The organism is Euryarchaeota archaeon, assembly GCA_016207515.1.
GTDB lineage: Archaea > Thermoplasmatota > SW-10-69-26 > JACQPN01 > JACQPN01 > JACQPN01.
Map to the genome: position 1 here is coordinate 78521 of JACQPN010000022.1, position 14032 is coordinate 92552.

A 14032-nucleotide genomic window follows, 5' to 3' on the forward strand; every position below is an offset into this window, starting at 1 on the left:
ACAATCCTTATAACACCGCAATCTCCCTGGCACATGGGGGCAATGAACCAACTGGGCGCCAGATGCGGACATCGCACCGTTCTGTTTGTTATCATTGTCCTACTAGCGGCACCGCTGCCAGGACTTCGGCCGGCCGCCGCCGAATCCGTCGCGGTCATGTCATCCAAATTGCCGCTCACTCTTCGAGACTCCACGACCGTCTTCACAGGCGATCGTTTTTGGCTCTTCGGAGGTTTCGGAGAAGGTTACCTGGGCGGGCTCGCAATGGACGGCGTCATAGAGTTCGACCCATTGACGAATTCGGCCATGAACCGGACCCCAAGGTTACCGTACCGCGTCTCCGCAGCCGGAAGCCTATGGGACGGAGAGGCCGCGTGGATATTCGGTGGCCGGAACCCGGATTCCCCTTACTACAATGAGAATAGGATCATCCATTATTCGGCCACCCAAGGGAGCTGGGCCATCGGCGCGCGGTTACCTTCGCGTGTTGCCGACATCACGGCCGTTTGGACTGGCTCGTACGGATTCCTGTTCGGCGGAAGCGGGGCGGGATCCAATTATCGAAGTATCTTGCGCTTCGATGCAAGGACTGAAGCGATTTCTACCATGGCCGCGGTCCTGCCCACCTACATGGAGGCACCGGCGGCCGCTTGGGATGGGCGCTATGTATACATCTTTTCGGGCCACCAGAGCGCCGATGGAATCTACAGGCCTCTGCGCTACGATCCGGCGACCGATAGCATTGCGGTCCTTAACGCCTCCCTGCCAAGTGATATGAGCGGGTACGTTGCAATTTGGGATGGTCAATTCATCGACATTTTTGGGGATCGGGTCGTCCGCTATGATCCCGCCACTGACGAAGCGACTCTCACTGATGAGCGACTTCCTACCATAGCAATCGGCGCCTCTGGGTCGTGGGATGGTCGGCACGCCTACATATTCGGGGGTCACGACCGGAACTGGGCGCCCACCGGCGCCATTGTGCGGTACACGCCGGCACAAAATGCCGCCGGCATCCTGGATGCACGGCTACCCATGGGTCGGGAGGACGCGGCCGCTCTTTGGGCGGGCGACCGGGCCCTGATTTTTGGGGGAAGGTGGAATTCATTCTTACTCAATGAGACCATTCAATACGACCCCGTGCGTAACATCGTGTCAAGTAAGATGCCAATCCCGCGTGAAGTGTATGGCGCGTCGGTCGTGTGGACGGGCGCCCACGCTTTCTTGTTTGCGGGGTCGCCAACCGGAACAAACGTTCTTCGGTACGAGCCCGAGACCGATGCATATCGAGCCATGAATGCCTCATTGCCGCCCTGCCTTTATGGGTCAAGCGCGGTTTGGACGGGCTCCGCGGCGTATATATTCGGAGGGTCCTGCGGTTGGGCAAGCAGTGCCATCCTGAGATACGATCCAGTCGCGGACACGGTTACCAGCGCAGGTTCTTCTTTGCCAACGGAGCGTACGGGCACCACAGCCTGGTGGGACGGTCGCTTCGTCTATGTGTTTGGCGGACGCACATTGGATCCGGCCTTCGGGAAAGTCATCTACCTTGATCAAATTGTCAAGTTCGACCCCGTTTCGGAATCCGTGTCAGTCCTCACGACACGCCTCCCGTCGGCGCGCTCCGACATGGCAAGCGCTGGCCCTTTGGGCGCCGTGGCCATATTTGGCGGACGGGGGGACGCCGGTAATCTCGGTGACGTCTTGATTTTCAAGAGCGGCGCCGAGACCATTTCGACCCGTCTCCCTCGCATCCCTGCCGGCCACTCATATGCCGCGTTCTATGATGGAAGAGATTTCTTTGTGGCCGGCGGAACCGATGACGTCACCACCAACGGCGTGCGACGCGCGTTCGCGGATATCCGGAAGTACTATGCATCGCCGGATCCGCCTTCGATTCTTGCTTTCCGCGGTCCGGGCGCTGGCCAAATACAATTGTCGTGGGGTGCGACGCAGTCTCCGTTCCCCATCACGGGGTACCGTGTCTTTCGAGGCAATTGGTCTGGCAACTACGCTCCAATCGCGGTGATTGGCGCAAACCTTTCATTCACTGATTCTAGTCTCCCGGAAAACACCACGTATTTCTATCGCTTGGCGGCGATTGGAGGTGGCGAGAGTGTTCCGGGGCCCCCCGCGTCATCTTCCACGTTTGGGCGCCCCTTGCAACCCGTCGGCCTATCGGCGACCGCGGGGCCCGCCCGAGGCCAGATTCGCCTGACATGGGCGGCGCCTTTCTCCAATGGTGGGACACCCATCGTTGCGTATGACATCTATCGGGGCCAAGATACGGAGTCGATGGAGCTCGTGGGAAACGTCACGACTACATCATTTGTGGACGGAGTTTTCGCCGACAATGAGACATGGGCATATGGCGTCACCGCGCGGAACATGGTTGGCGCGGGCGACATGGCCACGGCGGTGGGAGCAACGTTTGGCGTCCTCGCATCTCCTAGTTGGACCTCCGCGGCGCCCGGACCGCTGGGGGGCCAGGTCACGGTCACTTGGGGACCGGCCACCGACATTGGAAGAAATCTTGCGACAGGGTACAAGGTCTATGCTGGCAATACCGCAGGAAACCTCTCGCTTCGGGCCACTGTTGGAAACGTTTCTTCGTACGTCGCGACGGGATTTGGCCCAGGGCAAACGATGCACTTTGCGGTGGCTGGCGTCAATCCGGTGGGGGACGGCCCATTGGGGCCGATTGCGCAAGGGACGACGTTTCGCCTTCCGGATCCACCGACCAACCTTTCCGTGACGGCCGGACCTTCCGATGGGGAGTTCCAACTTTCTTGGACGGCCCCCGTTGATTCGGGCGGCGCTCCGGTATTCCAGTACAGGATTTACCGTTCAGCGTCACCGAGCGGTCCATTCGCTCTCGTGGCCGTCGTCGGGAACCAGACCTCAACCGTCCAATCGAATCTCCCTTCGAATACCACCTTCTATTATGGTATCGTTACCGTCACTACCGCCGGCGCAGGCGCCAGGGGGCCGGCAACGGGCGCAACCACCTTCGTTTCCCTTCCCGGCCCGCCAACCAACCTCATCGCTCGCCCAGGCACGGCGGTCGGGGAAGCCATCCTGACATGGAACCCACCCGCATCGGCCGGCGGCGGCGTGGTCCACGCGTATCGGGTATATGGCGGATCTGCCCCTGGCGGTGAATCGTTCATCGCAGAAATCGGGAACGCTCTCACGTTCACTGACGTTGGAAGACGGCTCGGCGCGTACACGTATCATGTGACGGCCGTCAACGAACGGGGCGAGGGCGGGCCATCGGGACAGGCACAAACCATAATCGTGGGTGAACCTTGACCGGTCACCGCCGGCCTAGAGCTTCTTCACAACGTCCTTTACTTCGTCGTAGTTCGGCTCGACGCCCGGGTCCTCGGTGACCCACTTGAAGCGGATGGTCCCGGTCTTGTCGATGACGAACACGCTGCGCTTGACCACGCCTTGGTGCCCGCCGACCAGGTTCTCGTAGATGCCAGCGTACTTGTGCGCGACCTCGCGGTTGTAATCGGAGAGGAGAGTGTGCTTGAGGTTGTTCTTCTCGGCGAAGCCTTTCAACGCGTGGAGGCTGTCTTGCGACATGCCGTAGACGACTGCATTGACTCCCTTGAAATCCGCCCAGCGGTCTGAAATCGCGCACATCTCCTTCGTGCAAGTCCCACTGAAAGCGAGCGGGAATATGGCGATGACCACCGGGTTCTTCCCGAAATTGCTTGAGAGCGTGTGGGCGGTCTTGTTCGAATCTGGCAGCGTGAAGTCGATGGCCTTCTGGTTCAGTTCGAGGGGCATGCTATCAGGTCCGATGAAGGCGGACGTCCCTTATCCCGGTTTCGTCGCAAAGGATACATCCGAAGGGCGCTTCCTCACACGTAATGAACAGGGTGGACGTTCCCCCGGACGGGAAAGCCCGCGGCGCCGGAACGGTCTCGAACACGATCTACGACCCCCGCTACGTCGCCGGGATCGCCCATTTCAACGCCCGCGAATTCTTCGAGTCGCATGAGGTGATCGAAGACTACTGGCGCGAGGTCAAGGGGAGCGAGAGGGTCTTTCTCCAAGGAGTCATACACGCGGCCGTGGCTCTCCTTCATTTCGAGCGCGGAAAACTTGGAAGCGCCATCAGCCAGTACGGGTTGAGCGTCAAGCGGCTGAGCCCCTATCGCCCGTCCTGCCTGGGCCTTGACGTCACCCGCTTCCAGCGCGAACTCGAAGCGGTCTTCTCGGAACTCCTTGAGAAAGGACCGGATTCGGGCGTGAAGCTCGATCGCGCGCGGATACCGACGATCCGGCTGGACCCGCCGCCCGCCCCATGAGGGACGGCGCTGTGGCTCTAACATGGGACAAGTTTTCCGTCCACGCTTTTGTGGGGCAGGGGCCCCACAAAAGGGTGGGAGGGAACGCCATCCCCCCAAAATAATTTTGGAGGCTATTAAGGGGCGAAGAAGTGGAGCGCCCCCTCCACTTCAATCTTGTGTGAAGCTCCGATAAACCTTGTCCCCGTGCAGCCGACCACGTGGGCGATCGCGTCCTTATCCGAAGTCGTCCACGTGTCTTGTGCGGTCCCCCATGGCCGTGTCGCGGCTTTCGCCCGTAGGACGCCCATCGGTTCGGATGCTGTTCAATACTCCTTTTATACCACGCTTTCGTTATATGCGGGCCGGTGCGGCCAATGGGGAAGGATAGCAAGCGTACGCTGACTCGCGAAGCGATCGTGGAACTGCTCGGCGGCCCGCAATCGTTCGAATTCTACGAGAAACTGGTGGAGCTCGACACCACCAACTATGAGGACCCAAAGACGGGGAAGGTCGAGAAGCGTAACCACGAAGAGGCGACGCACTACGTCGCCGAATACGCGAAGTCGCTCGGCCTTCCGGCCACGGTCTTCGACCCGATGAAGGACCCGGACATGAAGACCGAGGACTTCAAGGGGACCGCACGCCCGAACGTCGTCATCGACTACGAAGTGGGCGCCCGCGAGACCCTGCTCTTACTAGCCCACTACGACACGGTGCCCGTGCCGGCCCACCAAGCGAAGAAGTGGAGCTATCCGCCGCACAGACTCACTATCAAGAACGGGCGCATCTACGGCCGCGGCTCGAACGACGACAAGGGGAGCGGCGTGTGGGCGTCGATCCAGGCGCTGAAGGAGTTGAAGGCCCAGAACGTCCGCAACGTCAACATCCGCCTTTTCATCTGCTGCGACGAGGAGACCGGTTCGACGGGGGGGCTTCTTGCCATCATGAAAAAGGACAAGGCCCTGGAGAAGCGCGGCGAGCGGCCGATGCTCTACGGGCACCTGGCGATGCTTCCCGATGCCTCCCCGACGGTCATCGCGGGTTCGAGCGGCGTCGTCTTCAGCGACGTCATCGCGTCAACGCCGTGCGCTCCCGCGGCCTTCTTCCGGCTCGCCGAGAGGATCGCCGCGTTCCACGCGGTACGGTCCGGGAAACACTCGGTCCTTGACGCCGAGGACAGCGAGAAAGAGGGTGCGAAGAAGGTGCCGGGGCGGCTCACGGTCACCAAACTTGATTGGACGAGCAAGGCCGAAGGCCCGTTCACGCTCCTGTTGATCCATGCGGAGACGGATTCGCACAACACCATCGCCGAGGTCGTCACGGTGGAATACTCCGCCACGAAGGAGGGGCTGGAGGCTGCAAGGGCCGCGATCAAGGGCACGGGCCTCGCCTCCAAAGTGAAGTGGTTGGAGGAGAACAAGCACGGAGAGCGTCGCCACGGCAAGTTCGAGGTAACCGGCCAAGGCGGTCACGGTGGTTACCCTCACCGCTTCGACAACCCCGTGAACCACGCGCTTCCCATCCTCAAGGCCATCGCGCTCCTTCCCGGGACACCCGAAGGGACGGGAAGCCTCGGCGTGGACATGAGACTCGTCCCGGAGGAGGATCTTGCCGGGGGGATCAAGGAATACCAGGATCACTTCGAGGCTGCGAGGGCGGCGACCGAACCAAGCGCCAGGCTCCTCATGCCGACCGACCGTCAGAGACCAGGTTACTTCCTCCCGGCCACACACCCCGATGTAGAGATGCTCAAGCGCGCCTTCGACGCCGTCACCGGCGGCTCGACGCGCGTCATCGGGGAGTACGGCGGGACGGACGCGAGTTTCTTCACGGCGTTGAAGACACCGCTCGGAAAGCCCCTGGTCGCCCTCATGTTCGGGTCGATGGACGATGAGTCGAACATCCATTCGATAGATGAGAACGCGAAGCCGGAGCTGCTTCGCCAGAACGTCGATCTGCTGTTGTGGATCGCGAAGAACTGGAAAAACCACGAATGAGCGATCGACCCGCCTGGGTCAGTCCGTCCTTGATTTCGACAAGACGACGAGCGTCAGCATCGCAAGGCCCAGGATGATAAGGACGAGTCCTGCGCTTTGGAGCTCGACATAGACCTGATTGTCCGGCGGCAGGTCCGAGAGCCAGCGAAGCGCCGACGCCTCCGAGGTGATGGCTATCCCAACAAGAAGAGGCACGAAGCCGCGGCGGAACATGACGCGTTGCCTTCGCATGTGGACTATCGCTTGGCGCGTGGCGGTGGCGGAGCGGAAAGCGTAGCCGAACCCGAGTACGACAGCCACTATGACGAGGAATAGCGCGAAAAGCGTCGCCTCATCCATTATTCATTGGCCTCCTCGGCCATTTCGGAGGGCCGGGGCCGCGGCCACGGCGGCGACCATGTGGCCGAGGCCATCATGAAGACACCCGCGTAGATCAACGGGTACCCCGCGATGTTCACGAGTTCCTTCAAGGGGCTTTCAAGAAGTCCCGGGACTTGCGACGGGAACATGATGAGCATGCCGATTATCGATAGCAGTATCCCGAAACGGAACCGGCCCGGGTAACGTTCGATCGCGGCGAGACTCGCCTCGGCACGCGAGTCGGTGGCGAACGGGAGGGCGAGCGCCAGCATGATCGCCGCCATCCCGATGTTGAGAAACGTCAGGACGGCCCGTACGGGCAACGGCTCAAAGGTCACCATCGAAACACTCCCAGGCCCACGTCGCGCCCTCTCATGCCCCGGCCTTGAAGCGTTGTTCTCATCTCTTGAACCCTTCGAAACCTGGTGCCAGGTTTCAACCTTGGGCGAGCGCCGAGGCTCACCGGAGTACGGTGGCCACGTAGACGTCGGCCCGTTGGTTACGCGTGTCGGTCCAGAGGAACGTGGCGCCCAGCGTCGACGATGCGCCATGCCTGTAGTCGCCTAGGAATATCATGCCATTCTGGTGGTGGCTGTATTGCTCGTCGCTTGCCACGTCCGTGACGCGGATGTTCTTCGTGAACGTTGCGCCGCCGTCGCCCGAGGTCGCGAAGTAAGTGTGGAAGAGATGGTTTCCGGGATCGTCGCGCCGATCGTACCAAGAGACGTCCACCTCTCCGCGCGGCGAGACTGATATCGCCGGCATGAACTGGTCCTTCTCATTTCCAGGCGTGTCGTCGTTGACTCGCGCTGGCGCCGACCATGTTCCGCCGCCGTCGCGCGACACCGAGACGAAGACGTCCGATTCCCTGAACTCGCCGTCGGTGGCTGTGCCGTTTCCGTTCCACGCGACGTAGATCGAGCCCGCGAACGGTCCGGCGGTCCGGTCCACGGCCATGTTCGGCATCGGGAAGACGCGGAACGCGCTGCCGCGGAGGGCCCCCGGCACGGCATCGATCTTGAACATCTCGCGTGGCCTCGACCAGGTGCGGCCGGCGTCGGTGCTGCGGCTGATCCCGAATCCCAGGCCATCGTTGGTGAATGTGGTGCCTATCACGCTCACGCTGCCGTCGGCTCCGACGTCGACTTGCGGATAGTAGAGCGGCATGTTGTCGCCCGCGCCCGGCGCAGATTCCGTGTCGAGGAAGAAGTAGGGTTCCCACGTCTCGCCCGCGTCGCGGCTGACGGCCATCGCCGTGTGGCCTTGCGAAGCAGGCCCCTCGCCGGCGTTCCAGTCCCAAGTGAGGTAGAGCGTCTTGGCGTCGGGCGCCACCGTGAGCCACTGTTTGTCGTGCATGAGGCGCGGGCCGATGCGGCCCACCTCCTTGATGTCATCGCCAAGCCAGGTCTCGCCGCCGTCGCGGCTGATGGCCACGTACATGCCGGCGCACGTCCACGCGAAGTCGTTGATGCCGCCTTGCGGGAAGACGCCGCGGCCGGTCTTCGAGGCCGAGCCCGGGTCGCATTGGTAGCCCATCACCGAGTAGTAGGCCCTGCCGTCAGGGCCGAAGGCCACTACGGGGTCGGTCGCGCACCAATACTTTGAAAGGGGTGTGACGGGCTCGGTCGGGTCTTTGAGGCGCTTCCAGTTGGAGCCGGGCATGTTCCCGTTCTTCCAAGTGCGTCCACCGTCCTTTGTGACGTAGTACCCGTCCCACACGCATTGGCCGCCCGTGGCGTCCGGGTTGTAGTCCTTGGCGCCGGCGAGGATGTTCAAGGGGTCTCGCGGGTTGACGGCGATCGTGACTTCGTTGCCTTCGGTGTTCGTGACGGTCGCCCTGAAGTTGCAGACCTCGACGCCGCCCTCGTCGACGTAGCAGTCGAGCCGTGGCTCGATCTCGCTTCCCGGGCGGACGAGTGGGAGGTTCGAGAGGTCCGGCGATAGGAGGTCGATGGCTTGCAAGTCGATAGGCTCGCTCGACTGGGAGACGCATCCCGCGAGGACGGGTGCTGCGAGAAGCAGCCAGACCGCCGAGAACGTGCCCTTCCGCGTCACCTGGTTCGACCTCACCACGACCGTCGGATAAGTCGCCGGGACCTCTTATAAGGCTTGTTGAACGGAGGTTAGTCTTCTTCCTCATCGGCGTCGTGTTTTTCGGTGCCGTCGCCGTTCTGCATCGTCGTGTCCTTGGCGTCCCGCGGTCCCGGCCCGATGTCCGTCGGCGGCGCGGGCGGCCCCGTCTTCTGGAGCTTCGCGGCCTCCTCGATGTCCTCCTTCCCAAGGCGGGCGACGGCGATCACCTTGTCGCCTTCGTCCATCCGCATCACGATGACGCCCGCAGTGTTACGCCCTTGGACGGAGATGCTGTCGACGGGGATGCGGATGACCATCCCCTGCTCGCTCGTCGCGATTATCTCGTCGCCAGGCTTCACTTCGCGCACAGACACCACCTTGCCGTTGCGGTCCGTGGTCTTGATCGTGATGACGCCATAGGCCCCGCGGTTCGTCGTGCGGTACTCGGTTATCGCGGTCCTCTTCCCGTAGCCGTTCTCGGTGATCGTGAGGAGTTCCGTTTTCTCCTTCTCCTTCACAAGCGCCAACGAGACGACCTCGTCTTTGGGTTCGAGCTTCGCCCCATAGACGCCCGTCGCGGTGCGCCCCATGGGACGGACCTTCTCCTCGTGGAAGCGCACCGAGTCGCCGCCCGCCTTCGCGAGGACGACGTCGTAGGTCCCGTCCGTTATGCCGACGCCGATCAGCTCGTCGCCCTCCTCGAGGTTGATGGCCCGGATTCCGGTGACGCGGACGTTTCCAAACGCCGATAGTTCGGTCTTCTTCACGAGGCCGAGCCGGGTGGCGAAGAAGGCGAACCTGTTTTCGCTGAAATCGTCCACGGGGATCGCGGCCTGGACCTTCTCGCCCTCCTCGAGGCCTTCGAGGAGGTTCACGATCGCCTTGCCCTTGCTGTATCGGCTGCCTTCGGGGATCTTGTAGGCCTTGAGCCAGTACACTTTCCCTTTGTTCGTGAAGAAGAGGATGTACTTGTGCGTGGTCGTGACGAAGAGATCCACCACGTGGTCCTCGTCCTTGGTCTCCATCCCGATGAGGCCCTTGCCGCCTCTGTTCTGGCTCCTGTAATTGTCGAGCGTCAACCGTTTGATGTAGCCGGCGCCCGTGGTCGTGACGACGACCACCTCGTCCGGGATGAGGTCCTCGATGAAGATCTCCCCGCCCGTGTCGACGATCATGGTCCGGCGTGGGTCCGCGTACTTCTCGCGAAGCTCCTTCAGTTCCCCCACGATGATCTTCAAGACCTCCGCGCGGTCTTCGAGTATCTCCCTGTACCGTTGGATGTCCTTCTTGAGTTGGGCGAGTTCGTCCTTGACGCCTTGCACTTCGAGGCTCGTGAGCTTCGAAAGGCGCATCTCGAGGATGGCCTTCGCCTGTTCGCTTGAAAGTTGGAAACGCCCCATGAGACCGGCCTTCGCCGTCTCCGGGTCGCGGCTTTGCTTTATTGTGTCGATGACGGCGTCGATGTTCTCCAACGCTATCGTGAGGCCTTCGAGGATGTGGGAGCGCTCCTCCGCCTTTCGCAGCATGTACCTCGTGCGCCGGGTCACGACCTCGACGCGCTGCTCGACGTACTGGTCTATGAGCCCGCGAAGGGTGAGGACCTTCGGCTCATTCTTGACGAGGGCGAGGTTCAGGATGCCGAACGACGCCTCCATCTGCGTGTGAGCGAAGAGTTGGTTCAAGACGACGTCCGGGATGGCGTTACGCTTCAGTTCGACGACGACCCGCATGCCGTCCCTGTCCGATTCATCGCGAAGGTCCGAGATGTCCTCGATGCGCTTCTCCTTCACGAGCTCGGCTATGGTCTCAAGGAGTGTGGCCTTGTTGACCTGGTAGGGAAGTTCGGTGACGATGATCCTCGCCCTCCCCTCTTTCGTCTCTTCCATCTCCGCCTTCGCTCGGACCCGAATGATGCCGCGGCCCGTCGCGTAGGCCTCCTTGATGCCATGGCGGCCCTGGATGATGCCGCCTGTAGGGAAATCGGGGCCGGGCACTTTCGCCCAAAGCTCGTCGAAGGTGATGGCCGGTCTCTCCACGGTAGCGATTATCCCGTCAACGAGTTCGCCGAGGTTATGCGGCGGGATGTTCGTCGCCATGCCGACCGCTATCCCGCTCGAACCGTTCGCAAGCAGGTTCGGGAACTTGCCCGGAAGGACGAGCGGCTCCTTGAGCGAGGCGTCGAAATTGTCGGTGAAGTCCACTGTCTCGCTCTCGATGTCTTCCAGAAGTTCGCCGGCGACCTTCGTCATGCGGCATTCCGTGTAACGCATGGCCGCCGCGTTGTCGCCGTCGACGGACCCGAAGTTCCCTTGCCCGTCGACGAGCGGGTAGCGGAGCGAGAACTCCTGCGCCATGCGGACAAGCGATTCGTAGACCGCGGTGTCGCCGTGCGGGTGGTACTTTCCAAGCACCTCGCCGACGACGCGCGCGCTCTTTTTGTACGCCTTATCGGATGTGAGGCTCATCTCGTTCATCGCGTGGAGGATGCGCCGATGCACGGGCTTGAGGCCGTCGCGCGCGTCGGGAAGCGCCCTTCCGACGATGACCGACATCGCGTAATCGATGTACGACGTGTGCATCTCCGTTTCGAGGTTACGGTCCACGAGTTGTTCAGACATCTAGGACCTTCACCTCCTTCGCGTGCTCCATGATGTAGTCCTTCCTCGGCTGTACCTCGTCGCCCATGAGGATGTTGAAGAGCCTGTCCGCCTCGATCGCATCCTGGATCGTGACCTTCCCAAGGGTGCGCTTGTCAGGTTCCATCGTCGTTTCCCAAAGCTGCGTCGGGTTCATCTCACCAAGCCCCTTGTAGCGTTGGATGTTGACGCCATGGCCGCCCCACTCCGCAAGGAGAGCGTCCTTCTCCGCGTCGCTGTAGACGTAGCGCTCCTGTTTTCCTTTCCACAAGCGATAGAGGGGCGGTTGCGCGATGAACACGTGGCCGTTCTCGACGAGCGGGCGCATGTAGCGGAAGAAGAACGTGAGGAGAAGCGTCCGGATGTGTGCGCCGTCGACGTCCGCATCCGTCATGATGATGATCTTGTGGTAGCGGATCTTCGAAAGGTCGAAATCATCGGTCGCTGGCCCATCGGCCGCCGCCTCCTTTTCGCCCTCCTCCGCCCCGGCAAGCAGGTGCGGCGAACCGATGCCGCCGCCGATCGCCGTGACGAGCGTCTGGATCTCATTGTTCTTCAGGATCTTGTCGAGGCGCGCCTTCTCCACGTTCAGGATCTTGCCCTTGAGTGGGAGTATCGCCTGGAACTCACGGTTACGGCCTTGCTTTGCCGAACCGCCTGCGCTGTCCCCCTCGACGATGAATATCTCCGATTTCGCCGGGTCCTTTTCGCTGCAGTCTGCGAGTTTGCCCGGGAGGCTCCCGGAGTCGAAGAGGCCCTTCCTTCGTATGAGTTCACGGGCCTTGCGCGCGGCATCGCGCGCCCGCGCCGCCTGCACGGCCTTGCCGATTATCACCTGGGCGATCCGCGGGTTCTCCTCCAGGAAACTGCCGAGCCGTTCGTTCACGAGCGATTCGACGATGCCCTTCGTCTCGGAATTGCCGAGCTTCGTCTTCGTCTGGCCTTCGAACTGCGGGTCGGGCACCTTCACGCTCACGATCGCCGTGAGGCCTTCGCGCACATCCTCGCCGGTCAGCGCCTCCTCGTCCTTCTTCAGGACCTTGTTCTTGAACGCGTAATCGTTCAACGTGCGCGTCAACGCCGCACGGAACCCCACGAGGTGCGACCCGCCTTCGATGGTGTTTATCGCATTGGCGAAGCTCAAGAGCGCTTCCGAATACGTGTCGCTGTACTGGAGCGCCACTTCCACGTGAGTGCCTTCGCGGTCGCTCTCGAAGTAGATCGGCGCCGGATGGAGCGCGTTCTTCCCCTTGGTGAGGTATTGTACAAACTCGGCGATGCCGCCCTCGTAATGGTAATGCTCCGCGCGATCCGCCTGCTTGATGGTGATCTTGAGGCCCTTGTTCAGGAAAGCGAGTTCGCGTAGCCGGGTCGCGAGGGTCTCGAAGTTGAAGACGCGCTCGGGGAAGATCTCGGCGTCCGGCATGAAGCGCACGAGTGTCCCGGTCCCTTCGACCTCCCCGACGACTTTCACCTCGGTCTTCGGGATGCCCTTTTCGTACCGTTGGAACCAGAGCTTGCTCCCACGGCGGACGTAGACCTCAAGCCATTCAGAGAGGCCGCAGACGACGGATACGCCTACGCCGTGGAGGCCACCCGAAACCTTGTACGCCTTGTGGTCGAATTTGCCGCCGGCGTGAAGGACTGTCATCACGATCTCGAGGCCCGGTTTCCCGTGCTTCGGGTGGATCTCCGTCGGGATGCCTCTCCCGTCGTCGTCGACGCTCACGGAGCCGTCCGCGTGGAGTTCCACAACTATCTCTGTGCAGAATCCTGCTAGTGCTTCGTCGATCGAGTTGTCGACCACCTCGTACACGAGATGGTGGAGGCCCCGGACATCGGTGGAACCGATGTACATGGCGGGGCGTTTACGCACCGCCGAGAGCCCTTCCAGGACTTGGATATCGGTGACTTGGTAGATGTCTTTCCCACTCTGTGCGACTGACTTTTTTGCCATGAAAACCGGTCCCGAATCCCGTAGAATAGATTTATATACCGAGAGGTGGTATTTTATGCGATGGAATGGCGTCGGGCATTTATAAGGGTTCCGCATGAATGAAGGGGGCCCACAGCCCGGTAATCAACGAGGCGCGAAAAAACGCCCATTGGTCCTCGATTCGTCGGCCATCATGTCCGGCAAACCCGTGTCCTCCGAAATGGTCCTTTACGCTCCGCCGTCCGTCATCACGGAATTCAATGTCGGGGGCCGCTCAAGACGCAATCTGGACTACCTACTCGAAGCTGGACTTCGCGTGATCGACCCGAAACCAAAGACCGTCGTCGAAGTGGAGGAAGTCGCAACACAGACGGGCGATTATCACCGGTTGTCGAAGACGGACATGGACGTGATAGCCCTCGCCAAGGACGTGGGGGGCGTCATCGTGACCGACGATTACTCCATACAGAACGTCGCGGCGACGATAAAACTCCCGTTCGAAGCGGCGGGGCACGAGGCCGGCATCACCGAGGTCCTGAAGTGGGAATACCGCTGCCGCGGATGCGGGAAGAAGTATGCGGACGGGGCGAAGAAGGACTGTGACGTGTGCGGGTCAGAGATCAAGGCCGTGAAGGCGAAGTAGGTACAAGTGCGTACTTGCGCGTTCGACCGGTCGAACGTTATTTGAGGACCACGGACTTGTTTTTCCACATCCAGGGTAACCCT

10 protein-coding genes are annotated in these 14032 nt (G+C 61.5%); 4 read left to right on the top strand and 6 right to left on the bottom strand.

Translation table 11 applies throughout. The features are described from left to right. The first annotated feature begins 2295 nt into the window (after positions 1-2295). Entirely contained in the window at positions 2296-3312 is a 1017-nt protein-coding gene (locus HY556_09770; GenBank protein ID MBI4394066.1) for a fibronectin type III domain-containing protein, read from the top strand. 15 nt (positions 3313-3327) lie between these two features. Here HY556_09770 and HY556_09775 read toward each other — a convergent pair whose 3' ends face one another. Beyond that, positions 3328-3798: a redoxin domain-containing protein gene (locus HY556_09775; GenBank protein MBI4394067.1), complete on the bottom strand. Its 471-nt coding sequence runs from the start codon at positions 3796-3798 to the stop codon at positions 3328-3330. 83 nt (positions 3799-3881) lie between these two features. Between HY556_09775 and HY556_09780 the strand changes: the two genes are divergently transcribed. Then, positions 3882-4322, top strand: coding sequence for a DUF309 domain-containing protein (locus HY556_09780; protein ID MBI4394068.1), 441 nt, complete (start codon positions 3882-3884; stop codon positions 4320-4322). A gap of 356 nt (positions 4323-4678) precedes the next feature. Then, a complete protein-coding gene (locus tag HY556_09785; GenBank protein MBI4394069.1) occupies positions 4679-6301 on the top strand; it encodes a M20 family metallopeptidase in 1623 nt (540 codons plus the stop codon). An 18-nt stretch (positions 6302-6319) separates the two neighbouring features. On the opposite strand, the gene HY556_09790 is transcribed toward HY556_09785, so the two are convergent. The 5 genes from HY556_09790 to HY556_09810 form a co-directional block, all read right to left on the bottom strand. After that, on the bottom strand, positions 6320-6640 hold the full coding sequence (locus HY556_09790; GenBank protein ID MBI4394070.1) for a hypothetical protein: 321 nt from the start codon (positions 6638-6640) through the stop codon (positions 6320-6322). Then, positions 6640-7002 carry a hypothetical protein gene (locus HY556_09795; protein MBI4394071.1) on the bottom strand — a complete coding sequence of 121 codons (363 nt, stop codon included), beginning with the start codon at positions 7000-7002 and terminating at the stop codon, positions 6640-6642. The genes HY556_09790 and HY556_09795 overlap by 1 nt, the downstream gene beginning before the upstream one ends. 118 nt (positions 7003-7120) lie before the next feature. Continuing rightward, a complete protein-coding gene (locus HY556_09800) occupies positions 7121-8734 on the bottom strand; it encodes a hypothetical protein (protein ID MBI4394072.1) in 1614 nt (537 codons plus the stop codon). Positions 8735-8784: 50 nt separating this feature from the next. Then, positions 8785-11352 (bottom strand): DNA gyrase subunit A, encoded by a 2568-nt coding sequence (gyrA, locus tag HY556_09805; protein ID MBI4394073.1) that lies wholly within the window; start codon positions 11350-11352, stop codon positions 8785-8787. Next, entirely contained in the window at positions 11345-13327 is a 1983-nt protein-coding gene (locus tag HY556_09810) for a type IIA DNA topoisomerase subunit B (protein MBI4394074.1), read from the bottom strand. The genes gyrA and HY556_09810 overlap by 8 nt, the downstream gene beginning before the upstream one ends. A gap of 94 nt (positions 13328-13421) precedes the next feature. Here HY556_09810 and HY556_09815 point away from each other — a divergent pair, with 94 nt between their 5' ends. Then, positions 13422-13949: a nucleic acid-binding protein gene (locus tag HY556_09815; protein MBI4394075.1), complete on the top strand. Its 528-nt coding sequence runs from the start codon at positions 13422-13424 to the stop codon at positions 13947-13949. The last annotated feature ends 83 nt before the right edge of the window (positions 13950-14032 follow it).